The sequence below is a fragment of the Vibrio quintilis genome, from assembly GCF_024529975.1.
GTDB classification, from domain to species: domain Bacteria; phylum Pseudomonadota; class Gammaproteobacteria; order Enterobacterales; family Vibrionaceae; genus Vibrio; species Vibrio quintilis.
In genome coordinates this window covers 1,654,320-1,680,332 of sequence record NZ_AP024897.1, presented here as the reverse complement: position 1 = coordinate 1,680,332, position 26,013 = coordinate 1,654,320, and the positions used below count along the sequence as shown (strand labels likewise).

31 protein-coding genes are annotated in these 26,013 nt (G+C 47.3%); 3 read left to right on the top strand and 28 right to left on the bottom strand.

Annotated elements, in window-relative coordinates; translation table 11 throughout:
* The first annotated feature begins 180 nt into the window (after positions 1-180).
* Positions 181-1,419 (top strand): IS4 family transposase, encoded by a 1,239-nt coding sequence (locus tag OC443_RS07975; protein ID WP_143169471.1) that lies wholly within the window; start codon positions 181-183, stop codon positions 1,417-1,419.
* A gap of 273 nt (positions 1,420-1,692) precedes the next feature.
* On the opposite strand, the gene OC443_RS07970 is transcribed toward OC443_RS07975, so the two are convergent.
* The 26 genes from OC443_RS07970 to OC443_RS07850 form a co-directional block, all read right to left on the bottom strand.
* Positions 1,693-1,968 (bottom strand): hypothetical protein, encoded by a 276-nt coding sequence (locus OC443_RS07970; protein WP_073585307.1) that lies wholly within the window; start codon positions 1,966-1,968, stop codon positions 1,693-1,695.
* A 643-nt stretch (positions 1,969-2,611) separates the two neighbouring features.
* Entirely contained in the window at positions 2,612-3,481 is an 870-nt protein-coding gene (locus OC443_RS07965) for a hypothetical protein (protein ID WP_143169387.1), read from the bottom strand.
* A 1,081-nt stretch (positions 3,482-4,562) separates the two neighbouring features.
* A complete protein-coding gene (locus OC443_RS07960) occupies positions 4,563-6,200 on the bottom strand; it encodes a hypothetical protein (protein WP_073585303.1) in 1,638 nt (545 codons plus the stop codon).
* The gene (locus tag OC443_RS07955) at positions 6,197-6,670 is read right to left on the bottom strand and encodes a baseplate complex protein (protein WP_073585301.1); all 474 of its coding nucleotides are present in this window, start codon (positions 6,668-6,670) and stop codon (positions 6,197-6,199) included. The genes OC443_RS07960 and OC443_RS07955 overlap by 4 nt, the downstream gene beginning before the upstream one ends.
* The gene (locus OC443_RS07950) at positions 6,658-7,551 is read right to left on the bottom strand and encodes a hypothetical protein (protein WP_234976436.1); all 894 of its coding nucleotides are present in this window, start codon (positions 7,549-7,551) and stop codon (positions 6,658-6,660) included. Before OC443_RS07950 ends, OC443_RS07955 begins: the two co-directional genes overlap by 13 nt.
* Positions 7,548-8,195 carry a DUF4376 domain-containing protein gene (locus OC443_RS07945; protein WP_073585299.1) on the bottom strand — a complete coding sequence of 216 codons (648 nt, stop codon included), beginning with the start codon at positions 8,193-8,195 and terminating at the stop codon, positions 7,548-7,550. Before OC443_RS07945 ends, OC443_RS07950 begins: the two co-directional genes overlap by 4 nt.
* The gene (locus OC443_RS07940; RefSeq protein ID WP_073585297.1) at positions 8,192-10,111 is read right to left on the bottom strand and encodes a phage tail-collar fiber domain-containing protein; all 1,920 of its coding nucleotides are present in this window, start codon (positions 10,109-10,111) and stop codon (positions 8,192-8,194) included. Before OC443_RS07940 ends, OC443_RS07945 begins: the two co-directional genes overlap by 4 nt.
* Entirely contained in the window at positions 10,108-10,758 is a 651-nt protein-coding gene (locus tag OC443_RS07935) for a phage tail protein (protein ID WP_073585295.1), read from the bottom strand. Before OC443_RS07935 ends, OC443_RS07940 begins: the two co-directional genes overlap by 4 nt.
* A complete protein-coding gene (locus tag OC443_RS07930; RefSeq protein ID WP_073585293.1) occupies positions 10,751-11,950 on the bottom strand; it encodes a baseplate J/gp47 family protein in 1,200 nt (399 codons plus the stop codon). The genes OC443_RS07935 and OC443_RS07930 overlap by 8 nt, the downstream gene beginning before the upstream one ends.
* A complete protein-coding gene (locus tag OC443_RS07925; RefSeq protein WP_073585291.1) occupies positions 11,947-12,276 on the bottom strand; it encodes a DUF2590 family protein in 330 nt (109 codons plus the stop codon). The genes OC443_RS07930 and OC443_RS07925 overlap by 4 nt, the downstream gene beginning before the upstream one ends.
* Positions 12,266-14,503: a phage tail tape measure protein gene (locus OC443_RS07920; protein ID WP_073585289.1), complete on the bottom strand. Its 2,238-nt coding sequence runs from the start codon at positions 14,501-14,503 to the stop codon at positions 12,266-12,268. Before OC443_RS07920 ends, OC443_RS07925 begins: the two co-directional genes overlap by 11 nt.
* Positions 14,500-14,634: a DUF6890 family protein gene (locus OC443_RS26395; protein ID WP_370738773.1), complete on the bottom strand. Its 135-nt coding sequence runs from the start codon at positions 14,632-14,634 to the stop codon at positions 14,500-14,502. Before OC443_RS26395 ends, OC443_RS07920 begins: the two co-directional genes overlap by 4 nt.
* A gap of 50 nt (positions 14,635-14,684) precedes the next feature.
* Complete coding sequence (locus OC443_RS07915; RefSeq protein ID WP_073585287.1) at positions 14,685-14,948, bottom strand: putative phage tail assembly chaperone; 264 nt, start codon at positions 14,946-14,948, stop codon at positions 14,685-14,687.
* On the bottom strand, positions 14,941-15,132 hold the full coding sequence (gene lysC / locus OC443_RS07910) for an Rz1-like lysis system protein LysC (protein WP_234976435.1): 192 nt from the start codon (positions 15,130-15,132) through the stop codon (positions 14,941-14,943). Before lysC ends, OC443_RS07915 begins: the two co-directional genes overlap by 8 nt.
* A gap of 16 nt (positions 15,133-15,148) precedes the next feature.
* Entirely contained in the window at positions 15,149-15,496 is a 348-nt protein-coding gene (locus tag OC443_RS07905; RefSeq protein WP_262021656.1) for a hypothetical protein, read from the bottom strand.
* On the bottom strand, positions 15,465-16,046 hold the full coding sequence (locus tag OC443_RS07900) for a lysozyme (RefSeq protein ID WP_073585281.1): 582 nt from the start codon (positions 16,044-16,046) through the stop codon (positions 15,465-15,467). The genes OC443_RS07905 and OC443_RS07900 overlap by 32 nt, the downstream gene beginning before the upstream one ends.
* Positions 16,027-16,242 carry a phage holin gene (locus OC443_RS07895; RefSeq protein WP_083601707.1) on the bottom strand — a complete coding sequence of 72 codons (216 nt, stop codon included), beginning with the start codon at positions 16,240-16,242 and terminating at the stop codon, positions 16,027-16,029. The genes OC443_RS07900 and OC443_RS07895 overlap by 20 nt, the downstream gene beginning before the upstream one ends.
* Positions 16,243-16,244: 2 nt before the next feature.
* Positions 16,245-16,397: a TraR/DksA C4-type zinc finger protein gene (locus tag OC443_RS07890; protein ID WP_234976437.1), complete on the bottom strand. Its 153-nt coding sequence runs from the start codon at positions 16,395-16,397 to the stop codon at positions 16,245-16,247.
* 55 nt (positions 16,398-16,452) lie between these two features.
* The gene (locus OC443_RS07885) at positions 16,453-16,917 is read right to left on the bottom strand and encodes a phage protein (RefSeq protein ID WP_073585277.1); all 465 of its coding nucleotides are present in this window, start codon (positions 16,915-16,917) and stop codon (positions 16,453-16,455) included.
* On the bottom strand, positions 16,914-18,029 hold the full coding sequence (locus OC443_RS07880) for a DUF2586 domain-containing protein (protein ID WP_073585275.1): 1,116 nt from the start codon (positions 18,027-18,029) through the stop codon (positions 16,914-16,916). The genes OC443_RS07885 and OC443_RS07880 overlap by 4 nt, the downstream gene beginning before the upstream one ends.
* 2 nt (positions 18,030-18,031) lie before the next feature.
* Complete coding sequence (locus OC443_RS07875) at positions 18,032-18,685, bottom strand: phage virion morphogenesis protein (RefSeq protein WP_073585273.1); 654 nt, start codon at positions 18,683-18,685, stop codon at positions 18,032-18,034.
* Positions 18,682-19,164, bottom strand: a complete 483-nt coding sequence (locus OC443_RS07870; protein ID WP_073585271.1) for a phage tail protein — start codon at positions 19,162-19,164, stop codon at positions 18,682-18,684. Before OC443_RS07870 ends, OC443_RS07875 begins: the two co-directional genes overlap by 4 nt.
* Complete coding sequence (locus OC443_RS07865) at positions 19,161-19,619, bottom strand: head completion/stabilization protein (RefSeq protein ID WP_073585269.1); 459 nt, start codon at positions 19,617-19,619, stop codon at positions 19,161-19,163. The genes OC443_RS07870 and OC443_RS07865 overlap by 4 nt, the downstream gene beginning before the upstream one ends.
* 105 nt (positions 19,620-19,724) lie before the next feature.
* Positions 19,725-20,435 (bottom strand): phage terminase small subunit, encoded by a 711-nt coding sequence (locus OC443_RS07860; RefSeq protein WP_073585267.1) that lies wholly within the window; start codon positions 20,433-20,435, stop codon positions 19,725-19,727.
* A 7-nt stretch (positions 20,436-20,442) separates the two neighbouring features.
* Positions 20,443-21,456 (bottom strand): phage major capsid protein, P2 family, encoded by a 1,014-nt coding sequence (locus OC443_RS07855; RefSeq protein ID WP_073585265.1) that lies wholly within the window; start codon positions 21,454-21,456, stop codon positions 20,443-20,445.
* On the bottom strand, positions 21,457-22,341 hold the full coding sequence (locus OC443_RS07850) for a GPO family capsid scaffolding protein (protein ID WP_073585263.1): 885 nt from the start codon (positions 22,339-22,341) through the stop codon (positions 21,457-21,459).
* A gap of 173 nt (positions 22,342-22,514) precedes the next feature.
* Between OC443_RS07850 and OC443_RS07845 the strand changes: the two genes are divergently transcribed.
* Together OC443_RS07845 and OC443_RS07840 are read left to right on the top strand one after the other, a co-directional pair.
* On the top strand, positions 22,515-24,317 hold the full coding sequence (locus tag OC443_RS07845; RefSeq protein WP_073585261.1) for a terminase ATPase subunit family protein: 1,803 nt from the start codon (positions 22,515-22,517) through the stop codon (positions 24,315-24,317).
* Entirely contained in the window at positions 24,314-25,312 is a 999-nt protein-coding gene (locus OC443_RS07840) for a phage portal protein (protein ID WP_234976434.1), read from the top strand. The genes OC443_RS07845 and OC443_RS07840 overlap by 4 nt, the downstream gene beginning before the upstream one ends.
* On the opposite strand, the gene OC443_RS07835 is transcribed toward OC443_RS07840, so the two are convergent.
* The gene (locus OC443_RS07835; protein WP_073585257.1) at positions 25,309-25,710 is read right to left on the bottom strand and encodes a hypothetical protein; all 402 of its coding nucleotides are present in this window, start codon (positions 25,708-25,710) and stop codon (positions 25,309-25,311) included. The two genes, OC443_RS07840 and OC443_RS07835, sit on opposite strands and share 4 nt — an antisense overlap.
* A gap of 19 nt (positions 25,711-25,729) precedes the next feature.
* Positions 25,730-26,005, bottom strand: coding sequence for a hypothetical protein (locus OC443_RS07830; protein WP_073585255.1), 276 nt, complete (start codon positions 26,003-26,005; stop codon positions 25,730-25,732).
* Between the last annotated feature and the right edge of the window lie 8 nt (positions 26,006-26,013).

Sequence of the window (26,013 nt, the reverse complement as noted above, 5' to 3'; positions counted from 1 at the left end):
TTAGTACCCACTAATTGGTGGCTAGCAAGGTTTGTAATATTGTATTGATTAGTTCCTTGTATTACAGCCCCTGTTCCATTCCATTTTATAACAACTTCGTAGTCTGTCTCTGAGGTATCCCCACAAATTTTAAAAAAATGTTCAAATAAATCAGGTTGGCAGGAACATTCATGGCTTTTTGTGATCTTAATTGTCACCACAACAAACCAGACCACAGCCATGAATGTCGACCAAATCATATCTCAATTTGTTACTTCTGTCTCTCAAGGGGGGCATCAAACCCGTACTCAATCACTCACTGCCTGCGTACAAAGTGCCATGTCTGGGAACGCCTTGACCGTGACTTCTATGGGGCGGGGGATTCAGTCAAAAGCCCATCAAAAACATAATATTAAACGGGCTGACCGACTCTGTTCCAATCCACACCTTTGGGCTCAAATCCCCTTGATTTATCAGCGAATTTGCACACTCATTGTTTCCAAAAATTCACGACCAACCATCCATGTTGACTGGTCTGACTTAAACCTGAGTAAAACCCTTTTCCTTATCCGGGCGTCCATCTCTTTTCAGGGACGGGCACTCACACTCTATGAAGAAGTTCATCCACTGGAGACGAAAGAGAAACCAGCGACTCATGACCTTTTTCTGAAAACGCTCAAGCTCCTTTTGCCCAAAAATACTTGCCCCATCATTGTAACTGATGCCGGCTTCAAACGTCCGTGGTTCAAGAGCGTTCAGGCTTTAGGATGGGACTTTGTCGGTCGTATTCGTGGACGGATTTGCCTGAGTCCGGATGGCAAGACGATGCAGCTTTGTAAAACCCTGTATCCTTGTGCAACCTCATCCGCTCGTGGGCTGAAAAACTGGTTCATGGGAGGAACATCCCCTTATCCGCTTCAGCTGGTTTTATATAAAGAACGACCCAAAGGCCGGATCGCCAAAACCGCTGGTGGAAAAAGAAAGCAGTCAAACTACAGTAAGAAGAATGCCCGTCGGGCCAGGGAGCCGTGGCTCCTTGCAGCCTCATTAAATTTATCAAAAAAGTCACCCGCTCAGATTGTTCAAATTTACCATCAGAGAATGCAGATAGAAGAAGCGTTCAGAGACCATAAATCCAGTCAGTTTGGTATGGGGATGGAACAGCACCGAACAAAGAGTCACTCGCGTCTGAGTGTGATCGTTTTGATTGGAACACTAGCGCATAACATACTGATATTATTTGGTATTATGATGGAAGAACAAGGGCTTCATAGACACTATCAAGCCAACACAGTCAAAGATCGGAGAGTGCTTAGTCATGTGACATTAGGTCTTCATTTTTATCGTCATGGCAACGCAGATCTCTCTCTCGATGACTGGCATTTAGCCATCCTCATATTACGAGAAAAAGTCACTGAGTCTCAGGTGATTAGAGAATAATTTTGTGGGGATCCCTCAGAGTCTGTCTCGTCTAACTGTATTGTTACAGTTTTATTAGGAGCAGTTGTAGTCACTGAAATTAATTCGCACTTGCGTTCCATTCCTGTGTTGTTCTCAATGATTTTTACCATAATTTTTTATCCTTTTAATTTTGAGATTATTTAATGTTATATGCTCTATCTTATTACCTATAACAATTGGGCTTTGGGTTTTACGACTTTTTAAATTCTTGTGTTTTTTGCGATTTTTATATAAGAACATGATTATTGACAATTATGGTCTGTACGTTATGTCGGGTGACGCTGGAGTAGGACAAGTCAGCTTAAGTCCCGCATCTGTTGCTTCGATTATTGTATAGGTCTCATTATTAACAAAACGACCAGCTCCATAATTCATTTGATGCTGAGCTCCAGCAGTCCATACACAGACCTCTGGCTTATTATTTTGGATATCTGTATAATTTGCATCACCGATATTTACATTTACGCCACCGAATGAAATTTCTCCAACACCCGAATTTCCTGCTAATACTCTGATTCTAATTATCATAATTACCTCTTTTTTAATTAATTAAATTACTGTTATAGGCTTCTTTCATTGCCTATAACAAACCAATATACGGACAATGACTCAATAACACCTAAATAACCGTTCCTAATTGTAGGTCACTCAGGCAGATATCGAACACATACACACATGAACCCATCCTTGAGGCTCTTCCGCACCTTCCCTGGCGCGGAAGGTCTGCTTATCGATATCTGCCTCGTCACCAAAAGTGGCGCATATTTAGGAACAACTTTTTATTAGCCTTACCGACTCAATTTAATTTCCAACTTTCTTCTGGAAACACCTTCAACTTATATGCATATGAGACAGTAAGATATTACACGTTATTACACGTGTATTTTTAGACATGGCTTTCGCCATCAAATCATTAATCAAAATCAGTCTTTAATGGATATGTGCTGTCTCTAAACACTCGATTTAATTTGGAGGTTGGTGCGGGCCAGTAACTTATTTTTTGTCATTGCCTGAATTCATCAGTAAGCGGTCTTAAATCGATTTATGATTCGATTTAAGACCGCTTTATCAACAAAGATAAAGCCTGTTTTAATGGGCTTTAGCTTTTGTTACAGGTTGATTTTAATTTCTGACTGAAATACAAAAAATTAATACTTACCTAGTATTTATCCTAATTAATATCTATCCATACTCCACGATGATCTGAGCCTGTAGTCACCGGATTAGGTACATTTGGTGTTCTGTTTGCTTGAGCAGTTGCAACACCTAGAGGTGGTGCCATTAGTTGATTTTGACTTATCCAATAATCTAAAGGATTTGAAACTGTTGTATATCCAGGAGAATAATACCACTTTTGATGGTGACCATGATTAGGATACTGTACACCCACACCATTTAGGCCAATGGCAGGTGATGCAACATTAAAATCTCCTCCGCACATCAATAAGGTGTTCTGTTGTTCAAGTAACGATCTAATCCCTTGCATAACAACAACAGTTTGATCATGCCCTGGTGCTCTATTATGAATGAATCCAAGTTTTCGGCGTACACCGTTTAAAGTAAAATCAATATAAACAATGTAACGATAATCAGGTATTGCACCATCAGGAAGGTTGAGGTTAGCAGTAAATTGATTGAGTCCTACATTTGTTTCTTCGTCTTGCCATATCAAAGGTTCTACTTGCGTAAAATAGTATAAACCAAAATTATGAATGTTGGCATTGCCGTCAACAACAAGGGCAACAACTTCATTACTGTCTTGTAGAGCAGTACGACCACATCGTATTACTGCGAGTTGTCTCCCATTTGCTCCTTGATGAATACCAAGCGAATTTCCAAAATCATTGAGTGCATTTTGAACATTCGCCTGAATAAAGTTATCAGCTACACCCACTTCTGTAAATGCCGCTACATTAACGTTTCCCACTCCATGATTATTCATCTCATTCCTTAAATCTATCTGTTTTTGAGTGGCTACGCCTCCATTAGGGAATTGTGTATTTGCGTTGTAATTTAACAGATTCATTTGAAATACTTTCATGTTTTTCATCTCTATTTATGACTGTTTTAATTGTTATAGATTTTCTTTTGTTGCCTATAACAGCCCAATAAACCAATGACTCAATCACACCTGGTCCGGCTGTTATTAAGCCACAGATGAACGTGATTAAACTTGGATTAATTAACCCAAAAACGGGCTGAGAAAAGGATTTTGAATGACTTTATTGAGATAGGTGAAAGCGGTTCATCCCCGTGTGTACGGGGAACACACCACAGTGACATCAAACAGACGATGCGCTGTGGTCACAAAAAAACCACTATCTAACCTGTAATTGTCGCCACAAAAATGGCAAAAAAATGGCGAAAAAATTGCTGAATATAGATAAATATTGATGATTATTGATAAACGGGGTAGCTCACACCCTTTGATACGCCTTGATATCACTGATTCTCACGAGGATGATTCAAAATATGATCTTATCACTCATTGTTATTTTATTTATATAAAATCAATCACTTAAAAAACAACACATTCAATAATGGCGACAAAATGACTACACCTGAAATTTTGCAGTCATGTGAGCACATTCATTGACTACACCGCTAAGTAGTCAATTCTGTTTCTCGTTTTTTGAAAAAGTGTTTTCCTGCAAGAAATGCCCGGAAGCCCTGCCCTATCTGCGCTCAGCGTATATTATCAGATCATTAACCAGATCATCAGATCATTGATAAATCGTGACGTAAAACAGAAGAGTTGTTTATTTTCAATAGGTTATAATTTTACACATGATCAATTCAGATCATCAGAATTTCAATTAACTGAAATTTTTTTCAATTTTCGAAATTTTTAAACGGCCAGTTTCAGGTGACTGAATGCCCCCGAAAACCTTTATATCACGGGGTCTGAGCGTATGACCGGCCAGCCGGATTTTCACAAAATAAAAACTGCAAAAAAACCACCTCAAAAACATCGCAGGCGGGTGTAGAGGAGTGCGGATTACGTGACGCGATTGCCCGATTACGTGAGCGTGGCGCTCTGTGCTGCTGCATGTATTGAATTAGGGTAACTGACAGGCAAAAAGAAACGCAGCCATCTGGCTGCGCTGTGTGGGATTGTGTGGCTATCGTTTAGTGATTGGATCTAACCGCTGTTTCAGTGAATGACTGTCCTCACCGTGGCCGGTGATTGTCTGCGCCTGCACCGGGGTGGATGTTGTTGCCGGGCCAGCTAACACGCCGTTGTGAGTGTGAGTTGATAATGTATCGGCCAGTTCTTTGACAACCTGCATCAGTTCAGAGAGCAGGATTAATATATTTTCCTGTTTCGAACCCACCCATGTTTTCGGGGATTGTAGCCACTGATGATCGGCGGCAATGCTGCGGCGGATTTTTCCGATGGTTTCTATCAATTCTCCGGCGGTTGCGGTGTGCATATTCCCCAGGCTGCCGAGTTCCATATTATCCCCGGTCAGCACTTCAACCGCTCCGAGCGCTTCAATCAGCTTTTTGCCTGTGATGTTCTCAAAGCTATGTTGTGATATATCAAGCTGATGCGCGCCAAAGCTGCCGCTGTACTGTTGCGCGGTATCTGTCATTGTGAACGCCGATGATGCGAACACCTGATCGGTTTGGTCTGTGATGTTCCCTGCCGCATCTGTCCGGCGGCTGACCTCATCGCGTTGCTGCTGCAACTGTTCCCCCGGTTTGATATCCGGTAATGCGTAATCCCGGCCATAAACACTACGAATCAGCGGCAGGTCACTGCGGCCATAGGCGAACGCGATTTCAACAATGGTTCCCTCTAATGGGTACGCGAGCAATCCGGATTCATGGCCGCTCATGTTGACCGGCAACGGAACAGAGCGATAAACCGGCACCGTTTTATCAACCTTCATGTCAGCATCCAGCATTTGAATATCCACCGAATAACGCGGGCGGAACGGATCAGCGGTATTTCCGGATGCAGCATTATCCCGCACGAACTCAACCCGGCCCAGTTTGGGCAGATGAAACCCGGCGGAGAGTTCCGGGAAATCATTATAAATACGCTGTTTATGTGCGTATGTCTCACTGTTGTTCTGCTGCCAGTAGATGGTCATCTCATCATTGTTGAGTACAACACGGTTGATTCGGTGGTCATTCACCACCCTGCCCGGCCTCAGCATCGGATACGGCACAATCGTGATGCTATCTGCAATTTGCCGGGCTGAAAACTCATCCGGCACACTCATGGGCTTATTGTAAAAATGGCTGTCTGCATATGCGCCAAACCATATTTTCTGATCATCACACTGACACCAGATACAATCAGGAATATTAAACGTCTCTGCGACATTTTTCAGACACTGATACCCGTTGCCCTGGTGAACAAAATTCGGGATCCGGGTTTTCATATAATCAGCGTCCGGATATTTAAAATCTAATCCGGTCAGTGCTGTGAGCTGATTCAGAATGTCGATCGCGGTCGGGTGTTCAATACTCAGCGGCCAGCGCAAACTGAGTGCCCCGGCGTGCTCTTTGACTGTGATTTTATAAAATCCATTCTGGGCAATCTGCGTCTTTTCAATGTAGCCTTCAAAGAAAATATACATATCCTGCTCATAGCCGATATCTAACCGCACCTGTTCTTTCAGTTCCGGGGCGCTATCGGCCTGAACCGTGAAAATCGCTTTTCCGCCTAGTGACAAACGCAGTGACACGGTTACATCAGCAATGTCATATTCCTGATTGGAGATATAAAGCCGTTTTTCTAATTTCACTGAATGGCCTCTTTGTTCTGCATCAGCGATTGCTTCAGCCGGGTGTTTTGGGATTGTGTAGCTTTGGTTTTGGTTTTCTGGTGTTGCTCTTTCTGCTCTGCCGCGCTTTTATGCTCACGCAGAGAAAACGAGACCTGCCAGGCCATCACATCAGACTGTTGTTCAGCCGAGAACCGGCCGCTGAATTTGACCTCACGGATTTTAAACGCATTCGCCAGATCATCGACAACCCGGTATATTTTCCGGTCTCCGGTCTCTGTTTTTGCTGCGCTCATCGCCTCCAGTGTTTTCAACTGCTCAATATCAGTAAAAGAGATCAGGCCGGTAACAGAGAGTTTCGCGGCTTTTTCGCCCTGCTCTGCATCATCGGTATTGCATGACTGGCCGCTCATATCCTGCGTTTTAAATTCCCGCTCAAAATTGACGAGCAGGTTTTTAATGCTGAATGTTTTTCCATCTAATGCGAACAAAGTGCCTCCCAGAATTTCAACGGGCTGTTACTAATGATCAGGCTGGCGATGGTGTATTGATGATTGTTCGGAATATTGCTGTTAGAAAGCTGGCTTGCAACACTGTTTAAACTGCCGCTTGCAGCGAAAGACCAGAGTGAACCTTTTAGTGTTTTCATCGCATTAATTGCAGCTGATACCTGAACAATTTGATGTTTCCGTTTTGCGGCCAGCGCTGCCAGTTTGCCGATAACATGTGTTTGGTCACTGGCAAGTGATTCCAACATCGCGATTTGTGTCCCCTGCTGCCGGAAATAGTCATGCATAGGATTGGTATTGAGCGAATCACCCGGTTTAAACCGGGGCTGCACAATCGCCGCTGGCTCGAAAAATTTATCCGTTTCATTGGTGAGTAATGATTCGCTCTGGCGTTTGACCTGGCACCACTGCGGGAGCGGCAGAACATCAGTGATGATTTGCAGCTCTGAAACAAACCGCCCCAGATTCGGCGCGGTGGTCATGATGCCGACAACATGTAAATTACCACCGGGGCGGTTCATATCGGAGGCATCCCGTAATTTTTTTACCAGCGTTTCAATCGCGGTTTGCGGGTTCAGATACCAGCCGTGATTGACCCGGTTACCAACCTGAAACTGATAGGGTGTCACGGTGATGATTGTGCCGGTGACTAGCAGTTGATTCAGTTCACCGCGCAGGTTGAGCAATGATTGTGCATCCGTGCTCAAATCATGGCGGCTGTATGACGCATCACCGGTTAACCGGTTCAACCGGCTGACTGCGCTGTCTGCCTGAGAGTTGATTTGATTAGTGACCGATTCAGCCGGTGTTTGTACCTGCTGCGCGGTATCCGGCCACGACAGAGCAGACTGTTGCCACATCATGACGTTTGCGCCTGATATTCTGAGTCAAACAACTCAGTTAAATTCAGGTTAGTCAGTGTTGTAAATGATGTTTCAGCATCAATCTGATCACTGATATTTTTTTCAGCCGTAAAACACCGGTTCACATGCTGCGTCACGGCTGTTAATAATTCATTGATGGCTTGTTTATCCAGTGAGATAAACCCGGACTGTGTTTTCCACTGAATTGACGCATCATCTGCAATAGACTGCGCTGATGCTAACAGTGCAGAGCGGTCATCACGGGAGGTAGAGATTGTTTTCTCATCAAACACAATCCCGCCGCATTCACAATTCCAGCGAATTTCAGAGAGATTATCGATCAGCACTGAACGCACGTCAGTGATATCACGTTCATTCAGCGATAAATCGCGGGTAATGACACCATCGTTGACGTACCAGTATCCGATCGACGGGATATAAAATTCCGGATGTTCAACATCAGTGCAGGGGTCAGATACAGGCATAATGGCTAACGCGCCGCATTTTACAACGGATGCCGGTTCATACTGAGGCACTACGGCTGAATTACCGCCCATCCGGAAAACCAGATTCCGGATATGATCACCATCATAGTTAACCGGCCCACACAAAATTTGATTCTGAGAATTGACGATACCAATCATAGTGAAACCCTCCGGCATGGGATAAACCAATATTTAGAGACTTCTTTTGTATAGGCGCTTTTTTCGCCTGTATGAAAATTAACGCCCATCACAAAGCCGGAATCTTTTTCAGACGATGAAAATGCGATCACATCTGATGAGGTAACATCTCCGTGATTCGCGATATAATTCAGTGTGTTCGTCCCTCCTGATTTATCGGCCGCATCGATCATGCTGGTATGGGAATAGATATAAAATAACTCCTGAATATTGGGCAGGTCATATCCCATGTTCCGGCATGAATTTGCAGCCATTGCGCCTTTCCGGCCATACGAATCTTTTACACTGCTGTATGAACTGACCAAAACATCAGTATTTGATTTGCCCGTATTCGGGTCATTTTGCAGGTATGACAAGTTGGTTAAGCTGGTATCAGTACCATGCAACCCCCAGTAACTAATCCCCCGCTTTGTCGCCGGGGCAACTAACAGCCAGTCACCATCAAACTGACCCACAATAATATCCCCATCAACCACACCGCCGACGGCATATAATGTAGTTGTAAACTGTACCGTGTCTGACCAGTCAGACATACTGCCACTCCCGGAATAATGCCTGACACGGGCATAATATGCGGTTCCGAGTTCCAGCGTATTGGCAGGCAATGACACGGAAGTTAAATCATCCGCTGACTGAGATTTGCTCCAGACGATATCTGAGAACTGTTCATCCGTGGCAATTTCCCACGATGACGATTCATGAGTGTCGGTTTCATCTGCGGCGGTATAGTCAGAGCTGGTTAATGTGGGATTAACTGCAACACTATCCGCCCCGCTAAGCGGTGATGTAAGTTGCGGCGTCGTGACATCAACCCGCCGCGAGTGGATCACAAACTCATAACTGCGGCTGTCACGCAACACCGTCAATTTGATGTCCTGATTCTCGTTGGATTCAGGCACTGTCACTGTCAACGTGTCATCGGCACGTGTCACACTGCCCTGTAGTATTTTTTGTTGATACGTACTGAAATCATTAAAATTGGTGATTTGGTATGTGTAGGTTCCGCCAGGGCTGACCCGAACAGGACCGGATAAACACACATCACCGGCGGATGACATCCACTGGCGTTCATCTGTGATGTTTCCCTCTGCATCAATTGACGCAATTTTTGCGATGTAGTGTTGCCGCCCGGACAAGTCTTTATAATCACTCAGTTCATCAGCATTGATATTTAACGTAACGATGTTGTCCCATTTGCTGATTGCAGTGCCGTCCCGGTAAACATCCGCATAGAGAATGACCGGCAATTCACTGATTGTGCGGGTGATATCCCCATCAGAAACCGCGCGTAATCCCCCGATGTATGCATGACCCTGTGTGATCTGGTATTTCGAATCCCCGACAAACGTGACATCAAACCCGCTGATAAAGGCGGTGTGTCCGTACACATCGAAACACGCCAGCCGGTGATCATCATCCATACCACATAAACGGGCGTTGTAATCAATCTGCCAGGTCGCTGCATCAACGGTGATTCCGGCAATCTGCGCCGCGCCGGTATAACGCTGTAACAAACTCTTGGTGATCGACATCCCAGCCTCTTTGGTTTCTGCCGGTTTATAAACAATCATGCCGCATGAATTTGCGACATTTTTATCATGCAGGAACAGCGCGTTAAATGTAAATTCCGGGACGGAATCCGGCACAATGGCCGAGTAAACCAGGGCGTTATCTCCGAGTTTCCCGGTCTGGTCAATATCATGCCGGTGAACCCAGAATGATTCATCGGGTAATCCGGTTTCCCGGTCAATCAGTTTCCCCAGATCCAAATCCGGGAGATATGCAAAAATCATTTCATTCATATCCGGTCCCTGACCGGCACTGATCTGATTTTGCAGATATTTTTCAAATTCTAACGGAATCGTTGTCTGACTCATTCATCCCCCAGACTTGCGATAAATAATTGTTGTTGATGCTCCACCGGAGCAGGAAAAACCGAGATTTCGGCTGCTTCGGTAATACTGGCGCTATCAATAGAAAACCGGTGACTGAATTCCCCCGGTTCGATGTTCAGTTCTGATTTGTATGTCACCTCAAACCGGTAACGGCGGCATGTCCGGCCGTATTGCCGGATGAGCACCATCATCAGCACTTTGTTGTCGGTCATGTCGTTATCAGTCACTTCAATGGTGCAGACATCCCACTGCACCGCGTCTGTCCGCTCTTTAAACGACACAATCCCGATACCCAGACGCGCAAAAATACGTTTAAACCCGGCCACACTCCCGGCATCCCGCGCATTGATGGCCGCGAATTTCACCCGTTTACGAAAAAGCGACAGCGGTTCATCATCAAAACGCTGAATGTCTCTGTCCCAGGCCAGCAAATTCAGGACAGATTCACTACAGGTCAGCGCATCGGTCTGCCGGAGCGGAAACAACAAATAGTCACGGACGCGCTGAAAAAAGCGATAAACCCCGGATGATAAAAAATACGGTTCTTTGGTTTCCTCTGATGTGGTGTTGCCATCCTGCCACCACGGGATCACCGATTCCGGCAATTCCGGGATATTTTTATCAGTCATCCAGCGCCCTCACGGTCAGTGAGTTCAGCCGGGGCTGTTCGAGTTCAGAAACAATATCGTGCTGTATCACATCATCGACGGACACCCGGATTGAGCGGACATGCTCCATCTGCGTGTGAATTTCTGTACTGAGCTGAGACAGAGAAAACCGGCTGTCAGGTGATGCTCTGGTAATGTTGGTAAATGCAGCAGTTTCCCGGAATGCCGCGCGGATTCGCTTTTCTATCTCACTGTATTGCTCACTGATTTGCTGATCGGTGAGATTGGCAGCGAGCACCACATCAGCGATGACATCATATGTTTTATCCGGCATGGCAATGCAGGTCAGTACATCACCATGTCCGTGATGACCGTCTTCCATAATGTATTGATTCAGGCTGTCTAAAACAGATTGCGGCGTTGTGCCGACATCGAGCAATATCAATGCTTCAGCGGTTCCCGGTGTAATATGGCCGGTATTGCGGAAAAATATATTGTCGCTGCGAATCCCGGCAACACTGGCAATAATCGATCGGTACACATCATTGATATGCCATGACCCGGCGGACGTGAACGCATTTTGCAGCCTGAGCGCGAGTTCCTCATCGGTTTCAGCGTCTGCACCCAATTGTTGAATCCAGCCGGTTTCATTCACCACCGACAGGATCCCCGGTATTTCCACCGGCATGATGTTAAAATATCCGGCGGGCAGGTTATACGCGGCCCCGGCGTTCTCTGCCGTAACCGGCACACTGGCCGACTCAGCCCCGGATTTAATTACTGTCTTTTCAGTCACTAAAACACGGTAAACCACATCATCAATCGCCAGTGTCTGCACAATTGAACCAGCCTCAATGGTGATTTCATCATCCGCGCTTTCTTTGACGAACAGCAGATAACCGGTAGTTTTCACCGCGTCTTTCGGCTCAATATCCAGCTCCCAGCTTTTCAGCTCTAATGCCCAGCGATTTGCAGTTGCAACAAACATATTCGGCATCACGTGCGTAACCAGCAGCGTTTTTATCAGCCACAGTACCGGCGAAATCACCGCCGCTTTGACCCAGCGCCAAAACGGGGACATTTCTGAATCATTAGATAGTGTGCTCCCGGCGTTCGTGACATCTGTTTTCAGCACCGATTCGAGTTCATCTGATGTGGTCGGAATACCTGATTCAGACAAAATATTGAGAAAATCAGCGGACGGGCGTTTCATACACTCACCTCCGTACTGATATCCCCGAATTCATACGCGGTTGCAGTGAGATAGATTAATCCGGAACTTTGCTCCTGGGCGCTGGCTGAGCCAGGGATTATGCGATCGTCACTTTCAGCGGTTTGTTCAATCCGGATGAGGACATCGGCACGTAATGCCGGGTTCCGTTCTGCCTGCAATTCTCTGGCGAGTCCTGATTCCATAATCGCGTGCTTGACATCCTGCGCGATGCTGTAGGCATCACTGCAATAATCCGGCTGTTGGCCGGGGTCGATGTCCCAGCTACCGTCAACAATTTTGATATCAATGTATTTTTTATCCGGCATTGAGTATTTCCCATTCGGCTAACTGATCAGGTGTAATACCATTTGGAGCAGTGATATACACATCCCCGAACTGACGGACATTTTTTGTAGTTTGGGTCTGTTGGTGTGTCATGTTCTGCACAACATGGTCCGGCAGGCGTGGTTTGTTTTGTGGCGATTTATAGTCAATCATGTCATCAGTTTCATGCTGAGCAACACCGGCCAACTTGTTCACATTCGGCAGTGGTATTTGATTCTGAACAGCAGGCATTGCAGGCACAGACTGTTTTGTTTGCTGCGCTGCTTTGAGTTCCGGGCGTGATGCAATATCAGCCGCCGGTACGGCAGACGCATTTTCAGCGGCTTTCAGCTCTGGATTATCCGTGTTAACACCGGCGCGCCATTCAATATCAACACCAGGGATCAGGTTCAGCAGTTCAATCAGCTGATTGATTGAATCGATAATAAATTTAAATGCATCACTGTCCAGGAACGCGGCCTTCAGATCATCCCAGTAATAGATCACGGCAACAATTGCGGCAGTTAACGCGATGATTCCGGCAACAATCCATGTGACAGGGTTTGCCCACAATGCCGCATTGAACAGCCATGTCACTGCCGTCATTGCTATCGTACTATTTCTGAATACGGCGAGAACTGTATTAAACACGCCCACAGCAGCAGCCCAGCCAACCGTGACCAGTTTTGCCGCTTTTCCCGCTGCGCTCATCGTTAATGTTGCGGCGGTTGTTGCAATAATTCTGTTTCTGAACACAGCCATCACCGAGCTGAAAAATGATGTGGTTGCAGCCCATACGCGGGTTGCAATGGTTCCGGCTTTCGTTGCCGTAACGCTTGCCCAGATTTGCCGGACATTCCCCACCATCATCACCCGCATCAGGGCAAATTCACCGTTCGCAATCATCACCGCTGCTGACCAAGCAATAGTAAACAACCGGCCAGCCTTCAGCGCGACAGACAATAACTTAATTGTGCCGCTAAGCAATTTCACTGACAGCGCCCAGCCGCCGGACGCCAGTTTTGCAAACCCCATCACCAGAGACAGCGATGCGACCACGCCACCAAATGATAATGCTGCGATCGCTGCATAACTTAAAACCTGCGTCAGTAAAGGAAACTGACCGGTGAGTTGAGTCACATACATAATCCCTTTAGCCACAGCGCCTACTACTGAGTTAATCGCTGGCAGAATCGCCCCGAATGCTGCCGCCCGGATGGCAAACCACGAGGCTTCCAACTGTTCCCATCGATCAGTCATGGCATCAGCCATTTTTTTTGCTGTTTCTAAATTTGCCGCTTTATCTAAATCCTGAATTTTGGTTCCAAGCTGGCCGGTTTTTCCGATTAAATCAGTGATCAGTAAAACCGCCTCATCCGAGCCAAACGCTGTTTTTAGTTTTGAAATCTCTGTTGAGTTCAGATCACCGAATTTATTTTTTATTTTCCCGAGAATATTTTGCATCGACAGCAAATGGCCGTTGCTGTCTGTGAATGACAGTTTCAGTTTTTTCTGTGCCTTAACCGCACCGGTTAAAAATGCTTTATAACGGGTTCCGGCTTCAGAGCCGGACATTGAGCCTTGCAGCATTCCGAGCACGGCCATTTGCTCTTTCATCGTCACGCCGTTTGTTTTCGCCAGTGCGCCCAGCCCTTTAAATGCATCGGCCATGCCCTGCCCGGTGGTTTTAAACATCTCGACCGATTTTGCAGTCATGCCTGCGACACGCTGCGCCCATTTGGTTTGACCCATCTGGTCAGCCTGATTCTGAAAAACTGAGTACATGGTTCCCATGTAACTGGTGATAGTTTTTGTGTCTGCCTTGGTTGCGGCGGCGAGAATTGCTGAGCTGTTGGTAATACCTGACAGGTCTTTCCCCGAGATATCACCCATCGCAGATTTTATATCATAGGACGCATCAACAAATTCAGTGGCGGATTTGCCGTATGCAGCAGAGAAGTTGATCGCAGTTTTCTGGAGTTGTTGCAGCGCATTATCCGTCACGCCGAGCGACCGAACTTCACCGATTTTGCGATCAATTTCAATCGCTGGCATGAGTGCATTCTGAATAGCAAAACCAGACGCGACCAGCCCGGCCCCGCCTGTCACCATATCCTGCATCCCGCTGCGGGCGGTTTGCATGGTATGGTCGATCTGTTTGGTGATATTCCTCAGCGGTTTTGTCACCTGGTCAATCAGACCGATTTGCATCAGAAGTTTTTGATTCATTTCTTAAATAACTCAGCAACTGCACTCATGACGGCTAATTTCTGGCGCTCATGCTCGTGTTTATCGAGCCACAGCGCCCTGGCTAAATTTTGCGGATCATCATCGAGCGTAGGCAGATAGAAGCGGCGCAGCGTCAGCGCCTGCTCTAATCCGTTTTGCTCGATTTTGCTGACCCGGTTTGTTAGTTTTTTAGTGTGACCGTCACCCCGCCACGGCTTTCTTTTTCAACAACTGAAAATAAATCCATGATGAGTCCCGGTACCGAATCGAGCAATTGAACCAGTTCGGCTTTTTGTTCCTGATTCACAGTCCGGGTGAGGAAGCGCCGCGCCGGAGCCACTTTGTTATCCGGCATCATTTCATTGATGTAATCGTTGTGATTCGAAACTTCGGGTGAAAAGTCAAATTCAGTTTCGTTAATGGTGACTGTGATAGGGTTACTCATGTTTTGTCTCTCCGTTCTCGTGCTCTGCACGCCATTTCAAATAATCGTCTGTATGTTGTGCGCACTCGCTGAGTGCGGCTTTTAAATTCGGGATGTCGTCTGTCACCACATCCGGCCATATGCCAGATATCGCCGGTTTTTCACACGGAATCATCAGCCCCGGCGGCGGCAGTTGAACAATCACCTGTGTTGCAACTGTCTCAGTATGGTTTGCGCAACCGGGCAGTAACATCAGCAGGAATAACACAGTCAACCGTTGCCATTTTTGTGCGCAAAGTTTTGATTTCATCGGTCAGTTCCCGTTGCTGTTGTTGATGCCTGAGCTGTCGCTGTACTAATAACTGGTTTGTCGATTGCGCATTGTCTTTCAGTGTTTCAATCGTTTTCAGATTGGTCTGATTGTCACTGACCGCCTGCGCCAGTTGTGTATTCAGTGCTGTAATTTGCGCGTTACTGTTGGTGAGCAGCAGCGCCAGCACTGCGATTGTGACCAGCATTCCGGCCACAGCCAGGTATTTAATCCACTTCAGTGCAGCGAGCATATTCACGCCCCCGCCGGTCAATGAGTCCCGGTAATTTCTTCCCGCCTGCATACACCCAGCGTTTCAGCTCGTTACATGCCGCCGGGTAATTGCCTGCCATGATGTTGCTGTATATGCCGGTTGCACTGCCGTTATGGTTACGCATAAACCGGGGACAACCGGTGTTAAATGCAAATGAGGTGAACGCATCAAACTGACCCGGTGTCATCCGGACCCCGGACACTGATTCAGCGCTGGAGATACACAGCTCCGCTGCATGAATGTTTTTCACCCAGTCGGTTGCAATTCGCTCTAATGACACATCGGTTTTTGGCACATCGTGGGTATTGCCGATCCCGTTGGTCAGTAATCCGGCCGGGCAGTGATACGGGTGTGTTCTGCACCCCTCCGCATTACCGATGATTGCCAGCCCTGCGGGGCTAATCCGTAACTCACCGGAAAACGCTTCAATCTGCACTTTCCCGACCGATTCAGTGGAATGAATCGACGCCCCGCCGGTCACAATCGCAATCACAGCAGCAACGGAGCAAACGGATTTATTCAACCGTATTTTCATTTCTGAATACCCCCTGCTCCTGCGCAATTTTCTGCATTTTCCGTTTGTGCCAAAAATTCAGATAAATCGTGATAACACCGAGTAGTGTTGATGAAATGAAATACCACTGCTCCGATGACAGTGAGCTGAACAACATCCCGGACGCTGAAATTAAATAGGCCACGTAATTCATGATTTTTTCATGGAGTTCACGCATGATTATTCCCTCTTTGACTGGCACTGAACGCAATACTGACAGCCCGGCGCAGCCTCACGCCGCGCCTGCGGGATTTCAGCATCACATCCCAGGCAATACCGCGCGCTTTGAGCTGGCCGGGACTTTTGCCCTGACAATTGCCGTGCCAGCGCCATTTGCTGGAATTGGGTTTCCGTTCGTGCTGCATCATCAATAATGTCCATTTAGCCCCTATGCGTTAATTAACCCGCGTGTATCATTTTCAGATAACACCGAAACCCCGTTAACCGTGACAAACAGCGGACTGGTGACAAAACCTTTGATTTTTCGTGTGGTTTTATCGGCACTTTCCGGATCGACACTGAGCAAATCCGACAAAACGAATTTGACCCCATGACAGACAATTTTGTCCTCATTATCGCCGTTGTGGGCATAGAACATGATGTCTGTTGGGTCAATGCCCCGGTAACTGCCCGCGCTTTTTGCAGCAGCCTGAATGTGTTTGAATTGATTCAGACCAATTTCCAGTTCCACATCACACGAAGCTTTTCCTTCGGTGTAACCATCAGTGACCCCGCGTGTATAGGACACGGCGGTTTCATCATTAATCGTCACAGAGGCATTCTGAACATGTACCGTTTCATCAAAAATTGTGATGTCAAAATTGCGGCCGGAAAAACGAAGACCTTCACTCATGATGTTTCTCCTTCACTGATATAAATGGCGACAGTAATTTTCACCGGGCATTCATATGGGCGAACTTTTAAATACAATTCCACATCGGTTGAATTCACCCATTTGATTTCAATATCGTCATCATCCGGCGGGTAAATTTCCCCCGGTACTCCGGTGAGCGCCATTTCACGCAAATCTTTGGTGAAATAGAGTTTCGCCCTGGCTTCACTCTGCGGGGTTGAATTGAACTTCCGGTCACCGATTCGGGAGATAGCCCGGATACGCACCCGGCGCGCGGCTTTCATGGCAACCCGGATATGCCGGATGTCCTGAAAATCTCCGCCGGGCGCATCGAGTGTGTTACCGGTTGTCCAGAATTGCCCCGGATAGTCCGGGTACCACATCGGCACAGCGAGACGGTTTGATTCAAGCGTTTTTAACACTGACAGTTCAAGCGCTTTCCCGTCTTTGTCAGTCAGTAAATCGGTTGAACCCACGACTGATCCAGTCTGAACCCGTGCCGGACTGTCAGCAATCGATGCATCAACCTGATTTGCCAGCCGGCCGCAATATTTCCCCAGCGTTGAACCATCGGCGTGAACACGGGGAACCACGGTGATATATTCACTGGCAACGCCTTTCGGGATCGCGACGGTTTTAGCCAGCCAGGTCGCCCAGTCTTCACCGTCTTTTGCACTGTTATTTATTTCCGGCAAACAGCAGATTGCAAATGTTTCCCGCGCGAGCTTATTTTTCAGCTCTGTACGCATGGCAATGGCTGATTCGAGTAATGATTTGTCAGTTGCGGGAAAATCCAGTACAAACGCCTCAAACGATGATGTTTCATTGGCCTTTCTGACTGCATCCTGCCAGTTGTCTGATTCATTGAGAATCATCACCCCTGCGGTCCATTCACTACCGCCGTTCAGTTGTGCGGCGGTGACTGTGGTCGTCAGTGATGTACCGGCATCTTTCAGCGCTTCAGTTAAATCAGTGGACGCATCGACAACGAGCAGATTCCTGACATCACCGGATGTTTTGCCGTAACCGACGAACAGGAAATGGTATTCCACCCCGGCAATCGGCCCGTTTTTCAGATTCAGTATTTTGATGATGACCGTCGGCCATGCCATAACTATTTACTCCTGTTCAATTCGCGTTTAATCAACATTGAAACCCGGCGTGGGCTGATGCCGATTAAACGACGCTGAGGACGTTCAATTTTCCAGTCTCTGGCCGGTGTCCGGTTCTCCAGCGCCTGAATGGTTTTTGCAGCCTCACCCACTTTCATGTTTTCCCGGATCCATTTCATGGTTGGGCGTTTACCGCGTTTTTGTCTGCCCTGGGGCTGAAACCGGAAATCCAGATCGCGCAGCGCTTTGGCCTGTTCGCGTGTCGCCGGTGAGTTTTTATCCGGCTCTTTGTGTTTTCTGGCCTGGCGTTTCCGGGCAGAGAGGCCACTTTTCTGTTCAATCCCACAATGGTGTTGATATGCCACGTTGCCACGGGCAGACGGCCAGCCGATATACAAATCTTTGTTACTGTTTTTTTGAAAATGCTTGAGCTTCTTGGTAAAACCCCTGAGCATTTTCCCCCGACCTTTGCGGCGCTTCTTCCATACGTGACCATCGGGATCACGCTGAGCGCGGATATTGCGCCGGGTGGTTTTCACCGTATACGCACCAATGCGTTTTAAAATGCGTTGCCGGGTTTTTCTGTCGAGCGCTAAGAGTTCTAACTGCTCTTTGACTCTCAGATAGCTTTTACTGTCCGGCCTGATTTCAATCACCTGATCACCACATCCCTGATGTTTTCTGCCACCCAGATTTCATACGCTTCAATCCGCCAGCGTTTACCACGCCAGTAAATTGGCCCGTCAGCCGCTTCAACAACCCGGATCGGCTCTTCAAATTCAACGGTTAAAATGATTTCAGCGCTCTGTTCATCTTCAATCACGACATCAACATCCGGGTCAGCCAGCGGTTCGTGATCATCCCGTTCCCGGTCGTTGTCCATCAGCCATGCACCGACATTTGCAAACAGCACCGCCGGGTCATGTTTCTGATACGGATAACGATCACAATAGAATTCAGCGGTATAGCGCATGATGAGCAAATCCATACCACGGCCCATATTTTTGCTGTTCAGCCGGAGCGTGATATCACTCATCTCCGCTGTGATATGTTTTGCAATATGATGCCCAACAGTTTCATCAATAAACGTCTTGAGGGCGCGGAGTTTGTACCCGCTCTGGTATTGCGTCGTCATAACAGTGCCACCGTTGCGCGGTTTTTGCCGTACATGGCACGGATAATTCGCTCACTCTCTGCCAACAGTTCGTTTTTGGTTTCCTGTGATCGCTCTGCCAGATGATCACCTTCTTTACGCTGATGGACAGTGGCAAAATCCGGCAGTAAATCGGCTTTCGCCCTGGCGAAAACTGCCGATTCGTAATTAATCACAACCGCGTTTTTATCGTCGATTTTAGGGAATGCCGGGATTTCATCAGCGCGTTGATATCCATCTGCCTGATACTCTGTTTTCAGCATTTCCAGTTCGAGATTCACAGAAACCATTGCATTGACCAGGGCGTGAGCGATGCGCTCATCATCCTGCGCGGCGGGCGTTCCGCGACGTCGCTCAAATACCCCGGCGTCAATATCCGGCCAGAAATCATTGCTGATCACGGTTGACTGATAGCTGTCACTGGTACCTGTAAACATGCAATTCCCCTGAATAGGTGCGCTCTGGCCACTGGGTCGATGGTTCACAATGCACCTGATGGTGATTGCAACCTCGCCAGCCGAGCGCGGCGGCGTATGGAGCCGTTATAAATTCGTGCCGTCAGTCAGCGCATTCATACGCATCCTGATCCGATCTATCTGGGTTTTCACCCCGATTTTATTGTGTTTTTCATGCGCTTTGAGTAACAGTGATTCAGCGCGTTGTAACTGTTCCAGATTCCCGATGTGACTTGGTTGCGGCTCTCCGTCGTCATTGGCAATCAGCATGTAACCTGCCAGCTTGTACCACTTCGCGGCCAGCTTTTCAGGCACATTCCATGCGTCATCAATCCGTTCAAAAATCTGCGAGAAATACGGTTCAACCGACTGGCCGTTATCGAACTGGTTTTCTGACCATTCAAGGACGAAGTCGGCGCAAATTGTCGGCCAGTTGCGGTTGAATCGTTCAGGTGACGGCAACCCGCGTTCAATGGCGGTTAAACACCATGAAATTGCCGTGTCTAATTCGTCGGTATCGAACAGCCAGATCACCATGTCTGTGAACACCGGGTTCTGGTAACACTCGCCGGATTCAATATATTGCTCAGCGAGCGGGCGATATTTCGGGATCAGGACATCACGCTTGTAATTCACTTTCTCAGCGATTTGAGCAAATGATTTCAAGGCACTTTTGTCCTGTTCGAATTCAGCCAGGTGAAGGTGAAGACTGTCGGTGTTCACACTCGCAGGCTGCGGCGCTCCCCCCGCATTCCTGGCTAAAATTGCATCCCGTTGACGTTGTAGTGGACTGACCATGATTCACCTACTCTGTTTCTGATGTTGAATCATCGATAATTTCAACGTTTTCAATCGCTGCAAATTTATTCATGTTCCCCACTGCATAACCTTCCATCCGGATATGATTACTTTCATAACGCAAACGGTCATCGTTGTTTTCCTGTTTACGCCACTGGGTTCCTGATTGTGTCAGAATTTGCAGGTTTTTCAGATTCGTGATCCAAATGCCGTTTGATGGGAAAAATGGAGGGACATATGCTTTTTTACCGGCCATTGTTTTTGCCAGAGCCTGAGCAGCACGATGTTCAGTCGGTTTGTCTGCCGCTTCTAACAGGCGGTGCTGTTCTGCTGCAACCAGACTGGAACCAACGATAACAACTAAGTCATCATCCTGCCGGAACTCTTCGGCAATGGTGGTATTAATTAAGTCCTGAGCCAGTGAATCGAGGTTTTTGTACGAACCCGGTGTTTTCCCCGTTGGGTCAAGTTTTGCAGACGCAAGCACTTGAGCAGGAACTTTCTCTTTGACAATCGTCAGCCAGCCTTTATTGACATCCTGACCTTTTGTGTATTTTTTGGGATCAGTGATAGTGGCAATATGTGTCCCGTTAAACCCGATACGCAACATATCCAGCGCAAAACGTTTGGCAATGGATGCTTTCATCAGATTCAGCCACTCGCCTTTATTGCCGGAGTTTGCCCACTGAGTCATTTCTTCCCATTTAACATGTGACCCTGAATCAGTTTTCACCAATTCATAGGTATTACCTCTCTGATCAACATCAACGCTGAACCGGCCATCCGCCCGGCCCGTTGCCAGACCATCCAGACCCACGTCGATCACCTGGCCTTTTATCTGTGCAACCAACGCTGTATGAATCAGACCAAGAAAGGCATGAGACGTTTTGATCGCATCGCGGAGTTTCGTTTCCATCACCGGCGTGATAGCAAACATTTTTTTATCAGAGGACACACTGGCAGCAGAGGCCACAGCGCTGGTAAATTCCTGAAGATACTGAGTGGAAATTGCGTTCAGCATTTAAAATACCTCCATTGCAGCATCAGAGCCGGATTCATCCGGACGTTGCCCCGGCGCTTCTTCAGCCAGTTTTTTAAACTGGTTTTCCATTTCGCCCTGTTTGCTGGCGATACCATTTAACATTTCAGTTAACTGGCTAAACTGCTCACCGGTTAACCCGGTGGTTTTATCCGCCGGTTCCGGCTCAGGCGTCGCGGCCGGTTCTTTCGGCGTTTCAGGCGCGTCTGGCTGTTGTGAGAATTGCTTGAATTTCTCTTCCAGCTCGCCCTGTTTGGTACCAATCGTATTGATGGCACCCATCATTTGATTGAACTGCTCTGTGTTCATCGGTTGTTCATCCTCAGTCTGAGAATTGGCGGGTTCCGGCTGCTCACCGGAGAAAAATGTTTTGCACATCGAGAAAAAAATATCTGAACGGGTAAAGCACCCGGAAAAATCGATTTCTTCAAATGCGTCAGATTCGAGCGTGATTTCTGTTCCCGGCTTGCGGGAGAATTTCAGGCGGGTGGTTCCGGTTGAGGCCGGTGAATCGGTCACCGCCAGCCCCATCAGATAACAACGGCCGTTGCCTTTGTAATCCGGCTCCGGCTCAATCGATGTAAACAGTTTTTGTTGGTTCTTGTTCGCATACAGTAAATATTGATTCGGTGTGAGTTTTGCAAACAGACGCAATTGACCGTCTTTCTTTTCAGCCTTGAGCGCTTCAACCGTTCCCCAGTTGTCCCCGTAACCATAAACCCGGCGATGTTCCGGCCAAATCATTGCTGTATATTCGTCAGTTGAATACAGCTGTGCCATGTCGTTAATCCATGACGCGGTGATTTTACGGCCGTCTACGGTATTGCCTTCTGTTGCCACAATGACCCAATCGCTGGTTTTACTCATGTTCGTTGTTTACCTGATCTGATTTCGTAAATATCTCGTTCGCCACAAACAATACGCCTTTGAATCCTGTCATTCAGCCGGTTCTGTTCCGGTGAATTCGGATTTTCGCCCTATCCGAATTCAGCCGATTTTTAGTGCGTCATTTACAACATTTCAGCGCGTATGATTCGCTCATGGCCTATTCTCCCGAAATAAGACAAGCCGCCCGCGCCTTATATTTAAAGGCATGGACGCCACGTGAAATCGCTGCTGAACTGAAGCTGAGTAATGACCGCATTGTGTATTACTGGGCGGATAAATACGGCTGGCGGGATATGTTGCGTGAACAGACGATTGATGAAGCGATTTTTAACCGTATTCAGACCCTGCTTGAGCTGGAAAATCCAACAAAGCAACAACTGGATATGCTGGACCGGCTGATTAATCATCATGCCAAAATCAAGAAATTACGGGCGTCAGAAAAACAACCGGACAACATTGAACCAGAAGATAAAAAACAGTCATCCGGGAAACAAAGTACCAGTGAGTCATCCGGGAAACAAAGTACCAGTGAGTCATCTGGTAAACGCAGTAATAAACGTAAGAAAAAAATTAAAAATGACATCAGTGAAATAACGGAAGATCACTTTAAAACATGGCATGCGTCGCTGTTTGACTATCAGCATACGATGCGCAATAACCTGCATCAGCGTATCCGGAACATTTTAAAATCCCGCCAGATTGGAGCGACCTATTATTTTTCCGGTGAGGCATTAGAGAATGCAATTCTGACCGGGGATAACCAGATTTTCCTGTCTGCCTCCCGCGCCCAGGCTGAAGTATTCCGCCGCTATATTATTGCGATTGCCAAAGAGTTTTTAGATATTGAGCTGTCCGGCAATCCGATGACGCTTTCAAACGGGGCGGAACTGCACTTTCTTTCAACTAACAGCAAAACCGCCCAGAGTTACCACGGCCATGTTTATGTGGATGAGTATTTCTGGATCCCGAAATTTGATGAGCTGAATAAACTTGCGTCAGCAATGGCGACGCACAAGCAGTGGCGAAAAACGTATTTCTCGACGCCATCAACCAAAATGCATCAGGCGTATCCGTTCTGGACGGGTGATAAATGGCGGGGCGATAAACCGACCCGGAAAAATGTTGAATTCCCGTTGTTTGATGAACTGCGTGACGGTGGCCGGGTTTGCCCGGATAAACAGTGGCGTTATGTCGTCACAATTGAGGACGCCGCCGCCGGTGGTTGTGAGCTGTTTGATATTGACGAACTGCGCGATGAATACAGCGAGTCAGATTTCAACAATCTGTTTATGTGTGTGTTTATCGACGGGGCCAGCTCGATATTTCAATTCAACAAAATACAGAAATGTATGGTGGATACCGGAATCTGGCAGGATTACCACCCGGCAGACGCGCGGCCATTTGGTAACCGTGAAGTGTGGCTTGGTTATGACCCGTCCCGTACCCGTGATAATGCCGTGTTAATGGTGGTTGCACCGCCGATTGTCGCGGTTGAGAAATTCAGGGTACTGGAAAAACATACCTGGCGCGGGCTGGCGTTTCAGCATCAGGCCAGTGAGATCAGCAAAGTGTTTGAACGCTTCAATGTCACTTATCTGGGCATTGATGTCACCGGTATCGGTGCCGGAGTGTATGACCTGCTGAGTAACACCCACCCGCGTGAAGTGGTGCCAATCCACTATTCCAATGAAAACAAAAACCGCTTAGTCATGAAAATGATCGATGTGATTGACGGGGGCCGGTTGCAGTTCGATGCAGAGATGAAGGAAACCGCGATGTCATTTATGGCGATTAAACGCACCTCGACCAATTCCGGCAATATGATGACCTTTAAAGCGGACCGCTCTGAACTGGTCGGCCACGCTGATGACTTCTGGGCGCTGTCCCACGCCCTGATTAATGAACCGATAGACCACACCACTAAACGCAAATCCACATGGAAACTCGCAGCATGACAGAAAATCACGACCCTAAATCTGTTTACAGTATTGACCCGACACCAGAGCCAATCGATCCGATGCACTGGATGACGCACTATTGTGATTTGGTCTATAACGAAGGGGAAGACTATTGGGAGCCGCCGCTATCAATGGAAGGATTGGCGCGGATTGCAGAGACCAACGCTTATCACGGCTCATTGCTCAAAGCACGGGCAAATTATGTCGCCGCCCGGTATAAAAGCGGCGGACTGAAAAAGCGGCACATGAATGCGTTTTGCTGGGATTACTTCGGGTTTGGAATGGGCGCATTGCTGAAGCTGAGAAATCATTTCGGCCGGGTTGTTGGGCTGCATCCCCTGCCGATGATGCACATGCGCAAACGCAGGAACGGCGATTTTGTGCAGTTATTACGTGACTACCAGACCCGTGATTACAAAGCGGCAGATGTGATATTCCTGCCCCAGTACGATCCCCGGCAACAAATTTACGCGATTCCTGATTATCTGGGCTGTTTGCAAAGCAGCCTACTGAATCAGGACGCTACCTTATTCCGGCGACGTTACTACAAAAACGGCGCACATATGGGATTTATTTTTTACGCGACCGATCCGAACATGAGTGAAGCCGATGAAGAGGCGTTAAAAGAGAAGATCGCCAGTTCAAAAGGCGTCGGCAATTTCCGCAGCATGTTCGTGAACATCCCGAACGGGAAAGAAAAAGGCATCCAGTTGATCCCCGTTGGCGACATTGCGACCAAAGATGAATTTGAACGGATTAAAAATATCACCGCCCAGGATGTGTTAGTCGGTCACCGGTTCCCGGCCGGGAAAGGCGGACTGATGCCGCAACCTGGTTCTAATTTTCCAGACCCGGAGAAAGTCGGCCGGGAGTATGCCAAGGATGAGATTATCCCGGTGTGTGAAATTATTATGGATGAAGTGAATAGCGATCCGGAAATTCCGGACGGGTTGAAGTTTAGGTTTGATTTGGAGGTTAGTTCTGCGGCTTAAAATGGCAATCCGTTGTTGATTGTCACAGACTCAATTGCATGAGTTCTCAGACCCGTCGTTCGAATCCGGCCATGAGCCACTAATCCAGCATCGCCCCGATGTGTTATGACACCATAACCCCAGTCAGTCTGAGACGGGGTTAATTCAATCAGTGCAGTTTTGTGAGCACCTAACGTTCCGGCGCTCACGTTTTTATAATTTATTTTATCGTCGTATACAGCACCATCCTGAGAATAAAATTTGATCTGGAATTGAATTGTTCTGTCTGTAATATTCGAGACCGTGATTTGAGTCGTTGTTTTTTGATAGTCGCTGCCAGTTTTCCACGCCGGGATAATGGCACTGTTTCCGGCCAGAGCAGGAAATGAAATGATCAGCGCCAGAATAATTTTTTTCATAGTTTCGGTCCTTTCCGTCCTAATTTTTTACTGATTCTATTTTCACTATTTCGTAGTCCGGGCTTTCTTCATGCTTAGCAACGCCAAGAACGTCAACGACAAAAGCCCCTTCGTTATCCAAATTTATACCGACACACTCAAGAACCGCCGACGCTCCTTCAGCAATGAGGTCATTCTCAAATGCATCACAGTATTCAGTGGAATAAAGCCAGCGCTCAGCAATGTTGGTAATAGCAGCTGAATGCCTCAATCCCACTGTGAAATGAATCTTTGCTTCAAAATTCGGTTTGTTCATAGCCTTTC